At 68.3% G+C, this 15,292-nt stretch carries 10 protein-coding genes; 3 read left to right on the top strand and 7 right to left on the bottom strand.

The window, feature by feature from the left end:
- Positions 1–83 precede the first annotated feature (83 nt).
- From AC2YHA_RS19045 to AC2YHA_RS19030, 4 genes are all read right to left on the bottom strand, one after another.
- Positions 84–1,586, bottom strand: a complete 1,503-nt coding sequence (locus AC2YHA_RS19045; RefSeq protein WP_487402899.1) for a tryptophan halogenase family protein — start codon at positions 1,584–1,586, stop codon at positions 84–86.
- Positions 1,583–2,632: a cupin-like domain-containing protein gene (locus AC2YHA_RS19040; RefSeq protein ID WP_487402898.1), complete on the bottom strand. Its 1,050-nt coding sequence runs from the start codon at positions 2,630–2,632 to the stop codon at positions 1,583–1,585. Before AC2YHA_RS19040 ends, AC2YHA_RS19045 begins: the two co-directional genes overlap by 4 nt.
- Positions 2,622–3,347: a SapC family protein gene (locus AC2YHA_RS19035; RefSeq protein ID WP_487402897.1), complete on the bottom strand. Its 726-nt coding sequence runs from the start codon at positions 3,345–3,347 to the stop codon at positions 2,622–2,624. Before AC2YHA_RS19035 ends, AC2YHA_RS19040 begins: the two co-directional genes overlap by 11 nt.
- A 69-nt stretch (positions 3,348–3,416) precedes the next feature.
- Positions 3,417–6,644, bottom strand: coding sequence for a TonB-dependent receptor (locus tag AC2YHA_RS19030; RefSeq protein ID WP_487402896.1), 3,228 nt, complete (start codon positions 6,642–6,644; stop codon positions 3,417–3,419).
- Positions 6,645–7,084: 440 nt separating this feature from the next.
- On the opposite strand from AC2YHA_RS19030, the gene AC2YHA_RS19025 reads away from it, so the two are divergent.
- Genes AC2YHA_RS19025 through AC2YHA_RS19015 form a run of 3 tightly spaced genes read left to right on the top strand, consistent with a single transcriptional unit; the run spans position 7,085 to position 11,860 of the window.
- Positions 7,085–9,550 carry a glycoside hydrolase family 3 protein gene (locus AC2YHA_RS19025; protein ID WP_487402895.1) on the top strand — a complete coding sequence of 822 codons (2,466 nt, stop codon included), beginning with the start codon at positions 7,085–7,087 and terminating at the stop codon, positions 9,548–9,550.
- 46 nt (positions 9,551–9,596) lie between these two features.
- Positions 9,597–10,844 carry an MFS transporter gene (locus AC2YHA_RS19020; protein ID WP_487402894.1) on the top strand — a complete coding sequence of 416 codons (1,248 nt, stop codon included), beginning with the start codon at positions 9,597–9,599 and terminating at the stop codon, positions 10,842–10,844.
- Positions 10,841–11,860 carry a LacI family DNA-binding transcriptional regulator gene (locus tag AC2YHA_RS19015; protein WP_487402893.1) on the top strand — a complete coding sequence of 340 codons (1,020 nt, stop codon included), beginning with the start codon at positions 10,841–10,843 and terminating at the stop codon, positions 11,858–11,860. The genes AC2YHA_RS19020 and AC2YHA_RS19015 overlap by 4 nt, the downstream gene beginning before the upstream one ends.
- 7 nt (positions 11,861–11,867) lie before the next feature.
- Here the strand turns inward: AC2YHA_RS19015 and AC2YHA_RS19010 are convergent, their stop codons facing one another.
- From AC2YHA_RS19010 to AC2YHA_RS19000, 3 genes are all read right to left on the bottom strand, one after another.
- Positions 11,868–13,166, bottom strand: a complete 1,299-nt coding sequence (locus AC2YHA_RS19010) for an MFS transporter (RefSeq protein ID WP_233783692.1) — start codon at positions 13,164–13,166, stop codon at positions 11,868–11,870.
- 21 nt (positions 13,167–13,187) lie between these two features.
- Positions 13,188–13,982, bottom strand: a complete 795-nt coding sequence (locus AC2YHA_RS19005; protein WP_487402892.1) for a 2-keto-4-pentenoate hydratase — start codon at positions 13,980–13,982, stop codon at positions 13,188–13,190.
- Positions 13,983–14,083: 101 nt separating this feature from the next.
- Positions 14,084–15,169: an acyltransferase family protein gene (locus AC2YHA_RS19000; RefSeq protein ID WP_487402891.1), complete on the bottom strand. Its 1,086-nt coding sequence runs from the start codon at positions 15,167–15,169 to the stop codon at positions 14,084–14,086.
- Positions 15,170–15,292: the final 123 nt, after the last annotated feature.

Genomic DNA, 15,292 nt, shown 5'->3' with positions numbered 1-15,292 from the left:
CGCTGAAACTGATGAGCCTCACTGCCGTCAGCCAGAATGGATTCCCGCCTTCGCGGGAATGACGGTGGTGATATATCTCCCCCTCACGCCGCCTCCGGCAACGGCGCCGCCGCGTAGCTGCGGATGAAATCGGCGTGGCTCGGCATTCCTGCCAGGCCATGCGCGATGCCTTGCTTGAGGTCGCCGAGCGCTTTGCGGAGCTCTTCGGGCGGCAGCATCCGCGGAAGGTGGTGGTGGCTCTCGGGCGCGATGCCCTGGCCCATCAGCACCTCGACCCAGCTGTCGATCCGGAACAGGTCGTCCTGGTCTTGATAGGTGAGGGCACCCTCGCGGAACAGGGCGATGCGTTCGGCCAGCGAATCGGGGATCGCCATCGCGCCCGAGCGGCGCCAGAAGGCGCTGTCGTCGCGGGCGGTCGCCTTGTAGTGCAGGATGATGAAGTCGCGGACATGCTCCCACTCGCGCCGCGACTGCTCGTTGAACCGCGCTGCCAGTGCCTCGCTGGTCTCCCCGAACGGGAAGGTCCGGATCAGGCGAAGGAGGGCGATCATGATGAGGTGGATGCTGGTCGATTCGAGCGGCTCGATGAAGCCGCCGGCCAGCCCGAGGGCGACGCAGTTGCGGTTCCACATCCTGCGGCGCGCGCCGGTCTTGAAGCGCAGCAGCCGCGGGTCGAACAGTGGCGCGCCGTCGAGCGCGTCGAGCAGCTGCGCGCGTGCCTCGTCGGGCGACATGAACTCGCTCGAGAAGACGAAGCCGTTGCCGACGCGGTGCTGCAAGGGAATGCGCCAGCGCCAGCCGGCCGTGTGGGCGATCGCGCGGGTATAGGGGACGATCGGACCGGCGGATTCGGTCTGGACCGCGAAGGCGCTGTCCATCGCCAGCCAGTGGCTCCAGTCGTCGAAGCCGGTCTCCAGCGTCTGCTCGATCAGCAGCGCGCGGAAGCCGGTGCAGTCGACGAACAGGTCGCCCTCGATGCGCGCGCCGGATGCCAGCACCAGCGCACGGATGTCGCCGGACAGCGGATCCTGCTCGACCTGCTCGATCCGGCCCTCGACACGCTTGACTCCGGCCGGCTCGGCGAGGCCGCGCAGGAAGCGGGCATAGGCGGTGGCGTCGAGATGATAGGCATAGGCGAGCGGCGACTCCGGCCCGGTCGCGAACTTGCCGGCGGTCGCTGCCTGCAGCTCCAGCGAATAGTCGCCGTAGTCGCCGCCGAAGCCGTGGCGGCGCGCTTCGAGCCAGAAATGCTGGAAGTCGGCGACGAACACCGATCGCCCCACCGAGCCGAACGCATGGAAATAGCGGTCGCCGAGTTTCGCCCAGTCCTCGAACCGGATGCCGAGCTTGAAGCTCGCCTGGGTCGCGCGGAGGAACTCGCGCTCGTCGATGCCCAGGAAGTCGTGGAACGAGCGGACGGTGGGGATGGTCGATTCGCCGACGCCGACGGTGCCGATCTCGTCCGATTCGACCAAGGTCACGTCGACCAGTGGGATCAGGTGCTTGGCGAACGCCGCGGCCGCGAGCCAGCCCGCGGTGCCGCCGCCGGCGATCACGACGCGCTTGCGGGGAGTGTCTGCGGTCATCGGTTGAGCCTGTTGATGAGGAGCGCGCGCAGCTGCCGCGCGCTGGTTGGGTCGAGCGGGGCGAGGGGCCCGCGCGCGGCTTCGGGCAGGTGGGCGGCGGGGCGTTCGGGATCGCCGAACAGATAATAGTCGAACAGCGCCCGCCATGCCTGCCTCTCGCTGTCCGGACGGTCGCGCAGGCTGAGCAGCCCGTGGAGCAGCGTGGTCATCGGCGTGTCCATGAAGGCGGGCACGGCGTTCCACCAATAGTTGACCAGGATGTTGAAGCGGTCGAGCGCCTCGACATGGTGCCACCACAGCGCCGGGTAGACGAGCACGTCGCCCGGCTCGAGTTCGGCGACCTGGGCGGCGGCGATCGCGTCGGCGAAGCGGGGGTGGAGGTCGAGGTCCGGCGCGGTGAAATCGACCATGCTCACCACCTGGCCGCCCGGCGTCGGCGCGAGTGGGCCGGGGTAGAGATTGGCGACCTGATCGGGCGGGAACAATGTGAACCGGCGATGGCCCGCGACGCAGCAGGCGACGTTGTTCGACATGTCGTAATGCGCCGAGGCGATGGTGCGGTTGCCGATCCAGATGCTCATCAGCGGCGGATGGCGCTCGAACAGCCCGTCGGCGGGACGGAGATCGTTCGCCGCGCGCAGGCCCGGCAGGTAGAGGTCGACGTCGGTCGACCCGACATAGAAGGCAGGCGGATCGGGATCGTCGAGATGCGCCTCCAGCCGCGCGAGGATGTCGGGCAGCGGCGCGCGCTCGGCGGCGAAGTTCATCGCGGTGGCGTCCGCCGTATAGTGGAAGCGCCCGCGGATCGCCGGATCGCCGACATAGAGGGTGATCGGCCTGCCTGCGTCGAAACGCGAGAGATAGGCGATCGCCTCCTTCGGCGACGCCAGCCCGGCCTGCACGAGCGGCCAGTGTGCGACCGCGCCCTTGAAGATCGTCGGGCGCTGCGCCTCGGCGAGCGCTTCGAGCGGGATGTCGCCGGCGGCGACGCCGGTCACCACCTCGGTGCGGCGCTCGATCGCGAGCGGGCGGGTCTCAGCGTTCACGGTCGCGCCGGTTCTTCATCTCGATCAGGCGGGTGATGTTCCTGAGCGACGAAGCCGCCCAGATCGCCGGGCGGAGAAAGTCGGAACCGTGCAGCGCCGCCAGCTGCTCGCCGTCGAGTGCGCTGAGGTGCGCGGGGGCGATGGTGTAGCAGTCGGGCAGCTTGTACCCGCGCGTCTCGTCGAGGCGGACGTCGAGCGTCACCGGTTCGAGCAGGTCATGCTTCTCGAACGCCGCGAACATCGCCTCGCTCACCTTGCTGCCGACGTAGATCGCTTGCAGCACGCGGGCGATGTGGTCGAGATAGGGGGCGTTGCCGCCGTGATCGAGGAAGACCGGCTCGCCTTCGCTGCGGCTCACGCGGGGGTGCGAGGGGTCGACATGGATCATCGGCTCGCCCGTCTCGCCGGGTCCCGGCACGCCGATCGAGAAGGGGCCGCGCTGCATCAGTGCAGGGATGTAGCGCGCGGTCCATCCGTTTTCGTCGAGATAGAGGTTCTCGCCCTCGTCGAGCCCGAGCAGCACGGTCGAGCGATAGGCGCCGTCCGCATTGCGGCGGAACAGGATCGCATAGTCGCGCTGCAGTTCCTCGAACTCGGTCGGGAACACCGTCACCTGATTGACGCAGTCTCCGAAGGCCGCGCCATGACCGAGCACGACCCGCAGGTCGTGATGATCGACATTGTTGAGCAGCACGGGCGACGACATGGCGGTCATGCTTATCATGCCAGGCGACGGCCGGCAGCGGAAAAGGCGAGGGAGGTGACCACCTCCCTCGCTTCCCCCTTAGAAGCGGTACCGGGCGCCGATCAGGTAGCGCGCCGAACCTTCGGACTCGAACCAGGTGTTGATCTTGTCGCGGCCGTAGGTGCGGACCCCCTCCTCGAGCAGGTTGATGCCCTCGAAGGTGACCGCGAGCTGCGGCGTGACGTCGTAGCTGATGTTGAGGTCGAGCTGGCCATAGGGTGCGGTGAACACCGGGTTGTGGTAGCTGTCGCGGTTGGTGGCGCTCAGGAACTTGTCGCGCCAGTTGTACGCCAGCCGGCCCGAGATGCCGAACTTGTCGTAGATCAGCGTGACGTTGGCGGTATCCGAGAGGCCGACCAGCGCGAACTGGTCGACGTTCGGATCGGCCGCGGTGTCGATGCCGACGTTGCCGCGGACCAGCGTGTAGCTGGCGGCGACGCCGATGCCGGTGTTGCCGAAGAAGTGTTGCCCCGCGATCTCGACGCCCCAGATCTCCGCATCCTTGTTGTTGATCGGCGTGTTGACCGAGAAGTTGAACAGCGGGTCGTTGGCGTCCGGGGTCACGTCGACCGAAGCGAGCGTGGCGTCGACGAAGGCCTGGTCGAGCGCGCGGGTCGCGGAATTGTAGTGCGACCTGAACTCGGCCTCTGCCGCCGCGGCGTCGCCGCCATGCTGGATGACCAGCGCCGTGGCGGTGAACAGGTTCACGTCGCTGATGTCGGCGCCCATGCCGGTGAGGATGTTCCTGGCGATGCCCGAGCGCGTGCCCGGCTGGCCCGAGGTCGGATCGCGCAGGCCGAACAGATTCTTGTCGACCAGCGTGTTGCCGATGAAGTTGTGGACGCGCTTGTCGAAGAAGCCGACCGAGATGAAGCTGTCGGGCTTGTAATACCATTCCAGCGACACGTCGAAATTGTCGGACGTCAGCGGATCGAGGTCGGTATTGTTCTGGAAACCCGGGGCGATACCGCCGATCACCGTCGGCCGCGGCGGCGCACCGACGGTGGTCGAGGCGAAAAGGTTCCCGTACGGGGCACGCGCGATCGTCTTGCTGTAGGAGAGACGGCCGATCAGGTTGCGCGCGATCTCGACCTGGAAGTCCATCGAGGGCAGCAGGTTGTTGTAGCGGCCGCGCGACGAGAGCGCCTCCTGGTCGGCGGACTGGTTGATCTGGAAGTCGTTGTCGGCGGTCCACACGATCGCCAGCGGCACCGTCTGCAGCGACGTCGCATGCACCTTGGTGCTCTCGAACCGCACGCCGGCGACCAGGCTGGCCTTGGCGCCGCCGATCTCACCCTTCCAGGTCACCTGGCCGTAGACCGCCCAGATGTCCTCCTTGACGCGATTGTCGCTGTTGGTGTCGATCCGGTTGCGATGGTTGACACCATCGACGATCGCTTTGCCGGTCACCGGATCATAGGGCAGGTTGATGTAATAGTCGTAGAGCGTGTTGTAGAGCTTCGCCGCATTCTGCGTGCGGAAGGCGACCATCGTGTTCGCGTCCGCGTCCGGATCATTGTGGTGGAAATTGCAGACGTTGCAGAACTGGAACACCTGACCCGGCGCGAGCGCCTCGATGTCGGGCGGCAGCGCGTTGCCCCAGTCGCCGAGCGTCTGGGCGGTGTTGAACTGGGCCTGGCGAGTGTTGGTGGTGCGGTAGTTGCCGCCGAAGTCGAACTGGCTGCCGCCGCCGAGGTCCCAGGTGCCGTCGAGGCGGATTTCCTTGATGCGCTGGGTCTGGCGCGAGTTGAACTGGCGCTGCACCGCGCTCGACAGGTCGCCCACGTCGATCACGCCGTTGGCATTGCCCTTGATGAAGGGCACGCCGGCGGGCGTCGTGCTCGGCGTCGCGTCGTTGAACGTGATCTTCTGGCGCGGGAAGCCGTCGGTGCCCCAGTCGAGCGACTGTGACGTCACCACTGGGGCGTTGAACGCGACCGTGGTCGAGGTCTGGCCGTTGGGGTTGTCGGGCAGGCTCTCGGCCTTGCCGATATGGCCGTCGAGCGAGAACGACAGGCGGTCGGACACTTCCCAGCGCGCGTTCGCGCCGATGTCCCACAGACGGTTCTTCTGCGCGCGATAGGCCTGCTCGAACGCCGCGTCCTTCACGCCGTTGATGGTTTCGTGCAGGTAGCGCGTGGTGGCGATGCCGTCGCTGGCGTCGTCGAACGTCACCTCGTCGAACGGGCGGTTGAACCAGTTCGACTGGGTCGAGCGGCGCTCCGATTCACGCTCCTGCGCGTACAGGCCGTCGACGGTCAGCATCAGCGTGTCGGTCGGCTTGAACTGGAGCACCGCCTGACCGTTGATGCGCTCGCGGCTCGCTTCCGAATAATGGTAGCGGCTGTCGTTGGGCACCGACACCAGCGTGTTGGGATCGGCGGGCGCGTTGTTGATCTTCGTCGAAGGCCTGACGAAGCCGTTGTCCGGGTTGAGGAAGTCCGCGAGCGTGCGGATGTTCCAGGCGTCGTTCGCCTGGCTCGGGAAGCTGAAGTTGCGCTTCTGGTAGCTGCCGAACACCGACACGCCGAAGCGCTGGTCCTTGTCGCTCCAGCTGAGCAGGCCCGAGACCTCCGGCGTGATCTTCGATCCGCAGTCGATGCAGTCGTCGGCGCTGGTGTCGTAGCTCGCCTTGGCGCCGATGCTGCCGGTGAAGCCCGAATCCTTCGCATCGAGCGGGCGGCGGCTGACGATGTTGATCGCGGCGCCGATGCCGCCCGAGGGCACTGCGGCGCGGCCGGTCTTGTAGACCTCGAGCGTCTTCACGCCTTCCGAAGCAAGATTGGAGAAGTCGAACGAGCGGCCGTTGCCCGCCGCGCCGTCGCCGCCCTGGTCGCCGCCGACCGCGACGATGCGCGAGGTGGCGAGCTGGCGGCCGTTCAAGGTGACGAGGTTGTATTGCGCGCCGAAGCCGCGGACGGTGACGGTCGAGCCCTCGCCGTTGACGCGGTCGATCGACACGCCGGTGATGCGCTGGAGCGATTCGGCGAGGTTGGTGTCGGGGAACTTGCCGATATCCTCGGCGGAGATCGCATCGACCACGCCGAACGAGTTGCGCTTGATCTCGATCGAACGCTCGAGCGAGGCGCGCACGCCGGTGACGACGATGTCCTCGGTCTGGCTCGGGTCGTCGGCTTGCGCCGTCTGGGGTGCGTCCGCTTGCGCGGCCTGGGCTGCTGCGACGCCCGGAACGGCCGCGAGGCCGGCAGCGATAGCGATGACGGAAGCCGAGCGCGCGAGCGCCATCGGCAAGGCGATCCCCTTCATTATCCTCCCTCCACTCAGGCCGCCGCCTCATGACGTCGGCTATTCTTTGTCAGCGGCGTATTCCCGCTTGCTTGTTACGTATCACCTTCGACATCGATGTCAACAATTTCCAGACAACGATGTCAGGCGTAATTTTATTCTCCAAAATCTCGGATCGGCGCCCGATTCGCTGCCCGGCAGTTGCCCCGAGACAAAGAGACGGCGGCCGCCGTAGCGGCCGCCGTCAAGCCCGACTGGACCTAGCCGGGTGGGGAGCAATCGAGCCCGATGCCGATCGCGAATCGCGGCTTTCACCGTCATCCGGCGCGGGCGAGCAGCTGGCGAAATCCTGAAGCGCATCCTCATGCCCCTTTCATGAAGCTTGACGTAATGGTCGCGAAAGCCGACATCGATGTCAACACCTGTCGGCGCATCGACGCGGCGGAACAGAGGGAGAGGCTATGAAGGGTGGGAATTGGACGAGGGTCGTGTCGGGCTGCGTTGCCGTGCTGGCGGCGAGCGGCGGAATTGCACAGGTCGCACCCCCGACGCCCTCGACTCCGGCCAACACCGCGCATCCGTCGGAATGGCCCGGACAGACCTCTCCCGTTCCGCGCGATCCGGCGATCGAGGCGAAGATCGACCGGCTGCTCGCGGCGATGTCGCTCGAGCAGAAGGTGGGGCAGGTGGTGCAGGGCGACATCGCCAGCATCACGCCCGAGGACGTGCGCCGCTATCATCTGGGCTCGGTGTTCAACGGCGGCAATTCCGATCCGCACGGGCAGTACAACGCCCCGGCGAAGGACTGGCTGGCGCTGGCCGACGCCTTCTGGGATGCCTCGACCACCGACGATCCCAAGCTGCCCCGCATCCCTGCCATCTGGGGCATCGACGCGGTGCACGGCCATTCGAACATCGTCGGCGCGACGCTGTTCCCGCACAACATCGGTCTCGGCGCGATGCGCGATCCCGATCTGATGCGGAAGATCGGCGATGTGACGGCGGTCGAGATGCGCGTCACCGGCATCGACTGGACCTTCGCGCCGACGATAGCCGTCGTCCGCGACGACCGCTGGGGCCGCACCTATGAAGGCTTCGGCGAGGTGCCCGAGATCGCCGCGAGCTATGCAGGCCCCTTGGTCGAGGGGCTGCAGGGAAAGGTCGGCGGCAAGGATTGGCTGAGGGGGCCGCACGTCATCGCGACGGCCAAGCACTTCCTCGGCGACGGCGGCACCCACAACGGCCGCGACCAGGGCGATGCGCAGGTGAGCGAAACGCAGCTGCGCGACCTGTTCGCGCCGCCCTACGAAGCCGCGCTCAAGGCGGGCGTGCAGTCGGTCATGGTCAGCTTCTCGAGCTGGAACGGCCGCAAGATGACCGGCAACGACAGCCTGCTGACCGGCGTCGTCAAGCAACGCTGGGGTTTCGACGGCTTTCTGGTCGGCGACTGGAATGCGCACGGCCAGGTCGAGGGCTGCACCAACACCGACTGCCCGCAGGCGATCAACGCCGGGCTCGACATCTACATGGCGCCGGACAGCTGGAAGGGCATCTGGGAATCGACGCTGCGCGAGGTCAGGTCGGGCGCGATCCCGATGAGCCGGCTCGACGACGCGGTGCGCCGTGTGCTGCGCGTCAAGTTCCGCGCCGGCATCTTCGATGCGGTGAAGCCGTCGGCCCGGCCCTATGCCGGCCGCTACGAGCTGCTCGGCTCGCCCGAGCACCGCGCGGTGGCGCGGCAGGCGGTGCGCGAATCGCTGGTGCTGCTCAAGAACGCGGGCTCGCTGCTCCCGCTCAAGCCCGGCGCGCGCATCCTGGTGGCCGGCGACGGCGCCGACAACGTCGCCAAGCAGGCGGGCGGCTGGACCCTGTCGTGGCAGGGGACCGGCACCACGCCGGCGGATTTCCCGAACGCGACCTCGATCTGGCAGGGCATCCGCGAGACGGTGCAGACGGCCGGCGGCACCGCGACACTCAGCCCCGACGGCAGCTTCGCCGCCAAACCCGACGCGGCGATCGTGGTGTTCGGCGAGAATCCTTACGCCGAGTTCCAGGGCGACCGCTCCGACGTCGCTTTCGACGATCCGGCCGACACGCTCGCGACCATGAAGCGCCTCAAGGCCGCCGGCGTGCCGGTGGTGGCGGTGTTCCTCTCGGGGCGGCCGCTGTGGGCCAATCCGTGGCTCAACGCCGCCGACGCCTTCGTCGCCGCATGGCTGCCCGGTTCGGAGGGCGGCGGCGTCGCCGACGTGCTGTTCGGCAAGGCCGAGTTCCGCGGGAAGCTGCCGTTCAGCTGGCCCAAACGCTCCGACCAGACGCCGCTCAACGTCGGCGATGCCGGCTACGACCCGCTGTTCCCCTATGGTTTCGGCCTCACCACCAAGGACCGCGGCGAGCTGCCGGCGCTGCCGGAGGTGCGGGCGAGCGGCGGCGGCGATGCCCACACGCTGTTCACCGCCGGCAAGGCGACCAACGGCCGCCGCCTGCTGCTCGGCACCGGCGACGCGCTTGCGACGAATCCGGGGCCCGAGCTGATCGCGCAGCGCCCCGCCGACCGCGTGGCGCAGGAGGATTCGGTCCGCATCACCTGGACCGGGCGCGGCGCGGCCACGGCGGCGCTGGTCGGCGATCCGGTCGACCTCACCCGCGAGGCCAACGGCGACGTCGCGCTGATCGTCACCTTGCGCGTGGCGGGCGGACCGGCATCCGCGGTCACGCTCGGCGGCCGCGACGTCACCGCGCGGCTGCGTGCATTGGCGGAGAGCCATGAGTGGGGTGACGTCGCCGTTCCGCTGCGCTGCTTCACCGGCACCGATCTCGCCCGCGTCACCCGCCCGTTCGTGATGAGCACCGCGGGGGCGCTCGACGTGACCGTCTCGCAGGTGCGGCTCGGCTCGCCGACCGCCGGCCTGGTGGATTGCCGCTGACATGGGGGCCGTTGCGTGGGAAGGCGGAGGCGATAGGATCGCCGGCGTGAAGTCGTCCGACCTTTCCGCCGCCGAGCGGCAACGCGCCTCGCGCATGTTCCGCCTGTCGATCGGCAATTATTTCATGGGCGGCTTCCTCGTCTGCCTGATCAGCCTGCTGGTCCCGCGCCTCAAGCTGCTGATGGGGCTCGACTATACCCAGGCGTCGCTGGTCCAGCTCGCCTTCCACTCGAGCTACCTGCTGTTCGCGCTGCCGATCACCGCGATTCTGGTCAGGATCGGCTATATGCGCGGCATGGCGGTGGGGCTGGGGGTGATGGCCGCCGGCTGCATCGGCTTCGCGGCGGCGGCGGGGTTCGCCAGCTATGTCGCGGTGCTGCTGGCGCTGCTGGCGCTGGCGGGCGGGATCACCTTCCTCCAGATCGCCGGCAACATCGCCGTCGCGGTGGTCGAGCCGGAGGAGCGCGCGGTCTCGCGGATCACGCTGCTGCAGGGGTTCAACTCGATCGGCACGGTGCTGGCGCCGCTGCTCGGCGCTTCGTTCCTGCTCACCGAGCGCAGCGCCGAGGGCGACGACACCGCCTGGCTGATCCTGGCCCTGCCGTTCCTGGCCAGCGCGCTGGTGCTGGCGGGGCTGGCGCTGGCCTTTGAGCGGGCCCGCAACCTGCTCGCCGACCTGCCGGCGCCCGAGCGTGTCCCGCTCGCGAAGCTGCGGGAGGTGTTCGGCGACCGCAAGCTGCTCGCCGGGACGGGCGCGATGTTCGCCTATGTCGGCGCCGAGGTCACGATCGGGACATTGCTCACCAACTATCTGGTCCTGCCCGAGATCCTGGGAGCCACGCCGGTGGCGGCGGCGCATCTGGTCAGCCTCTATTGGGCGGGGGCGATGGTCGGCCGCTTCGTCGGCGCCGCGATCCTGATGCGCTGGCCGGCGCCCCGGGTGCTGGCCTGGTTCGCCGCGGCCGCGACCGGGCTGGTCGCGCTGGCGATGATCGCGACCGGCGTGGTCGGCGCGACCGCGCTGATCGCGGTGGGGCTGTGCAACTCGATCATGTTCCCGACGCTGTTCACGCTGTCGCTGCCGGCGGACGAGACCAAGGCGCCCTATGCCTCGATGGCGCTGTGCATGGCGGTGGTGGGCGGCGCCGTCATCCCGGTGCTGACCGGCGCGCTCGCCGACATGAACGGGCTGGTCGCGTCCTTCTCCCTGTCTGCGCTGTGCTATGTCGCGATCGCCGCCTTCGCGATCGCCTGCGGCGGCGTCTGGGCGCGCGAGCGGGTGGCCGCGGTATGACCGTCATCACCATCAAGGATGTCGCCGCCCGTGCGGGCGTATCGGCCAAGACCGTGTCGCGCGTCATCAACGGCGAGCCGCACGTCCGCGCCGAGGTGCGCGAGGCGGTGATGAAGGTGGTCAAGGAGCTCGACTATCGTCCCAACGCCTTCGCACGGGGCCTGTCGAGCTCGCGCTCCTTCCTGCTCGGGCTGTTCATCGAGGAAGTGGCGTCGGGCTATGCCGCGGACATCCAGCGCGGTGCGGTCGAGCGGTGCCGCGCGCTCGGCTATCATCTCGTCATCGAGACGGTCGAGCTCGGGCAGCGGGAGTGGCTGAAGGAGCTGCCGGCGATCCTGAACACGCTGCGGCTGCAAGGGGCGATCCTGGCGCCGCCGCTATGCGACTGGCCCGATCTGCTCGACATGCTCGCGGCCCATGAGGTGCCGGTCGTGCGGATTGCTCCGCGCGATACGCCCGAACGGACGCCGTTGGTGCGGATGAACGACCGCGCCGCCGCACGCGATCTCGCGAACGAGCTGATCAAGCTCGGTCATCGCGACATCGCCTTCATCAGGGGTAATCCGACCCACAGCGCCGCGACCGAGCGCTGGCTGGGCTTCTCGGATGCTGTCCAGACCGCAGGCCTGACGGTGCGGCCGGAGTGGGTCGTCGACGGCGACTTCACCTTCCGCTCCGGGGTCGAGGCTGCCGAGAAGATTCTGGAAACCACGACTCTGCCGACCGCGATCTTCTCGTCGAACGACGAAATGGCGCTTGGCGTGCTCGTATCGGCGATGCGGCACCGTATCGAGGTGCCGCAGGCGCTGTCAGTGGTCGGCTTCGACGACACCCTGATCGCGCGCATGGCCTGGCCGCAGCTAACCACCATCCGTCAGCCCAATCCGGAGATGGCCGCGGCGGCGGTCGACCTGCTGGTCGGGCCGCCGAACGGGCGGCGGAGCGCCGAGACCGCCAGCGTCGAGCTACCCTATTCGCTCGTCCGCCGCGATAGCCTGGCGCCGCCTGCCCGATAGCCGGACCTTACCTGGCCGCGACCAGATCGACGCGGCGGACGTTCGGGACGAGCAGGTGGATGATCAGCATCGCCAGCAGATAGACGCTGCCCGCGACCGCGAAGATCAGCGTATAGCTGCCGGTGAGCTCCAGCACCTTGCCGGTGTAGAGCGACATCAGCGCTCCGCCGATCGCCCCCGCGGTGCCGCCGATGCCGACCACCGATCCCACCGCCCGGCGCGGGAACATGTCCGACGGCAGCGTGTAGATGTTGGCCGAGAACGCCTGGTGCGCCGCGGTGGCGAGGCCGATGATCGCGACCGACAGCCACAAGTTACCGACGTACTGCGCGAAGAACACCGGCGTCACCAGCAGCGCGCAGCCGAGCATCGTCAGCTTGCGCGCGCGGTTGGCGCTGAACCCCGCGCGCATCATCCGCGACGAGCACCAGCCGCCGACGACGCTGCCGAAATCGGAGATCAGGTAGATCGCGATCAGCGGCGGCCCGAAGCTGACGAGATCGAGCTGGTAGCGTTTGGAGAGGAAGTCGGGCAGCCAGAACAGGTAGAGCCACCAGATCGGGTCCGTCAGGAACTTGCCGATCGCGAACGCCCAGGTCTCGCGATAGCCGAGCAGGCGGCCCCAGGCGATCGGCTCGCCCACGTCGGCGGGATCGCTGTCGATATAGGCGAGCTCGGCCGGGGAGACCCGCGGATGCTCGCGCGGACGGCGGTAGATCCAGATCCAGGCCACCAGCCAGATCAGGCTGAACGCGCCGGTGATGACGAACGCCGCGCGCCAGCCGAGCGCCAGCGTGACGACGATATAGGGAACGACGATCGGCGTCAGGATCGCGCCGACGTTCGCTCCGGCGTTGAAGATGCCGGTCGCGAACGCCCGCTCGCGCGCCGGGAACCATTCGCTGACCGCCTTGATGCCCGCGGGGAAGTTGCCCGATTCGCCGACGCCGAGCAGGGCGCGCACCAGCGAGAATTCGAGCGCCGTGCGCGCCGCGCCGTGCAGCATGTGCGCGGCCGTCCAGATGACGAAGGCGATGGCGTAGCCGAAGCGCGCGCCCACCACGTCCATGACCTTGCCGAACGCCAGATAGCCGACGGCATAGGCGAGCTGGAACCAGACGACGATGCCGGCATAGCTCGTTTCCGACCAGCCGAGCTCGGCCGAGATGGTCGGCTTGAGCACGCCGATCATCTGCCGGTCGACATAGTTGATCGCCGTCGCCGCGAACAACAGTCCGCAGATCACCCAGCGATAGCGGCCCACCCGCGACGCCGCCTCGATCACCTCTGCCGGCTGGTCAGTCATCCGTCTCTCCCATGCCCGTCGTTATGCGGGCTTGATCGTGCATTCGACCGTCAGTGTCGAGTTGAAGCGTGCGACGACATAGTCGCCGACCTCGACCGGATGGACGCCGGTGACGGCGCCCGACGAGATCCACTGGCCGGGCCGGAGGGCGATGCCGCGCTCCGCCAGCGCCTCGAACAGGAAGCGCGCGGCGCCGATCGGGCCGTCGAGCATGTTCGCGGTGGTGTCGCGGCCGATCGGCGCGCCGTTGATGAGCAGCTCGACCAGCCAGTCGTCGAAGGGGACCGCGCCGCCGCCCGCGATCTCGGGGCCGATCACCAGCCCGTTGTTGTTGCCGAAATCGGAGACGGTCACCGGCGCGCCGAGCGCGTTGATGCCGGGGAAGGGCGAGCTCGCGATCTCGATTCCCGCGTGCACGGCGTCGATCGCCGCCGCTGCTTCCGCCATCGTGTAGCGGCGCTTGGCCGGATCGAAGCCGGCGCCGATCCGCAGCAGGAACTCGGCCTCGGCGGCGGCGAATCCGTCGGCGAACACCGGCATCGCGATCGGCTCGGCAGTCGCTTCGAATACCGCGTCGGCGAAGATCGGGCCGGCCAGTCGATCGATTCCGCCGAGCGGCGGATTGACGCGCCCGACCTTCCAGCCCGCGACCGGTCCCTCGACGAGCGCCAGCGCAGCATCCTGGATCGCATAGCCGGTGGCGAGGTCGGTGGGGACGGTGCCCGGATAGTCCGGAAGGCCCCGGGCCGCGCGACGCGCCTCGACGAACGAGCGTGCGATCCTGCCCGCATCTGCGGCCGCCTCGACTGAACTCACTAAACAGCCTCCCCTTCCGGCGCGTGCTCTCGCGCTGTGCCAGCGGCTTATTGGAAACCGGTGTCAATGACAAGCGGAGGCCATGATTCCTTACAAAGATCCTATGCGGCCGGCTCGCGTTCGGTCGAGGGAACGAGGACGGGCGCACTCGGCGGCGTGCGTCGTCCGGCGGAGAGATATCGGGTGAGCGCCGCCCGCACTCGCGCATCGCCGATCGCGGCCCGGTGCGCGACGAGGACGATCCCGACGACATAGGCGAGCGCCAGCGGCAGACCCCAGCGCTCCAGATGGAGCAGCTTGAGCGATCCTTCGAGCACGAAGACCGGCGGGCCGTGCAGCGCATAGACCGGGTAGGAGATGTCGCCGAGGATTTGGAACGCGGCCTCGTCGCCGGTCGTGGCGCTGCGGAAGCCGGCGGCGACCAGCAGAGGGCTGCCGACGAGCACGAACAGCACGTCGATCGGTGCCCGCTCGGGCAGCAGGAGGACGGCGCCGAGCCCGGCCAGCAGCAGCCACGGCGGAATACGGCCGAGGCTCGCCGGGACAAGATGGCGGTGGCGATAGAGCAGCACGCCGAGCGGAAAGGAGAACATCACCCGCGCGAAACCGAGGTCGATCGTCCGCCACGACCAGCCGAAGTTGATCGTGCCCAGCGTCAGTACCGCCGCGATCACGACGGCCCCGCTGATCGCCGCCACCAGCATCAGCAGACGGTCGCTCAGGTGACGGTGGAAGATCGCGAACAGGAGGTTCGCGACGATCTCGAACGAGAGCGACCAGGCGGGACCGTCGAGCGGGAAGGTGAAGTCGAGGCTGCCGTTGAACGGCGACGGGATCCAGAACGCCGCCAGCACGAACGAGGCAAGCGTCTCCAGCCCGCTGAGCTTGCTGTGCCCGGCGGCCATCAGCAGCAGCTGGACGCCCAGGCCGACGAACAGACCGGCCAGGAACAGCGGGTACATGCGGATCAGCCGCCGCCGGGCGAAGTCGCCGACCGTCATGCCCTCGGCGAGCGGCCGGTCATAGGCCGCGGCGACGACGAAGCCGCTCAGCACGAAGAACAGGTCGACCGCGAGCGGCCCGGCGCAGTCGTAGCCGAGCACGCGGTGGAGGTGGAACCACACCACCGCGATCGCGGCGATGCCGCGCATCGCGTCCAGCGCCAGGTAACGCCTCCGGTCCTGCATCGGTCCCGCCCCTGGGAACGCGCGAACTCATTGTCGCGCCGGAATGATACCGGGTCCGAGCGACGAAGCCGATCCTCCCTCCGGCGGTAGCGGCGGATTTTCGGGGTTAGGGCGGCTAATTAA

It is taken from the genome of Sphingomonas sp. SRI_018 (genome assembly GCF_057586275.1).
The sequence above is the reverse complement of the archived record's forward strand: the minus strand, read 5'-3'. Positions and strand labels throughout refer to the sequence as shown.

What these genes read in the sequence shown, in the direction of transcription:
- AC2YHA_RS19045 (WP_487402899.1), bottom strand. Translation starts at nt 1,586, where the DNA reads ATGACCGCAGACACTCCCCGCAAGCGCGTCGTGATCGCCGGCGGCGGC.
- AC2YHA_RS19035 (WP_487402897.1), bottom strand. Translation starts at nt 3,347, where the DNA reads ATGACCGCCATGTCGTCGCCCGTGCTGCTCAACAATGTCGATCATCAC.
- AC2YHA_RS19030 (WP_487402896.1), bottom strand. Translation starts at nt 6,644, where the DNA reads ATGAAGGGGATCGCCTTGCCGATGGCGCTCGCGCGCTCGGCTTCCGTC.
- AC2YHA_RS19025 (WP_487402895.1), top strand. Translation starts at nt 7,085, where the DNA reads ATGAAGGGTGGGAATTGGACGAGGGTCGTGTCGGGCTGCGTTGCCGTG.
- AC2YHA_RS19015 (WP_487402893.1), top strand. Translation starts at nt 10,841, where the DNA reads ATGACCGTCATCACCATCAAGGATGTCGCCGCCCGTGCGGGCGTATCG.
- AC2YHA_RS19010 (WP_233783692.1), bottom strand. Translation starts at nt 13,166, where the DNA reads ATGACTGACCAGCCGGCAGAGGTGATCGAGGCGGCGTCGCGGGTGGGC.
- AC2YHA_RS19000 (WP_487402891.1), bottom strand. Translation starts at nt 15,169, where the DNA reads ATGCAGGACCGGAGGCGTTACCTGGCGCTGGACGCGATGCGCGGCATC.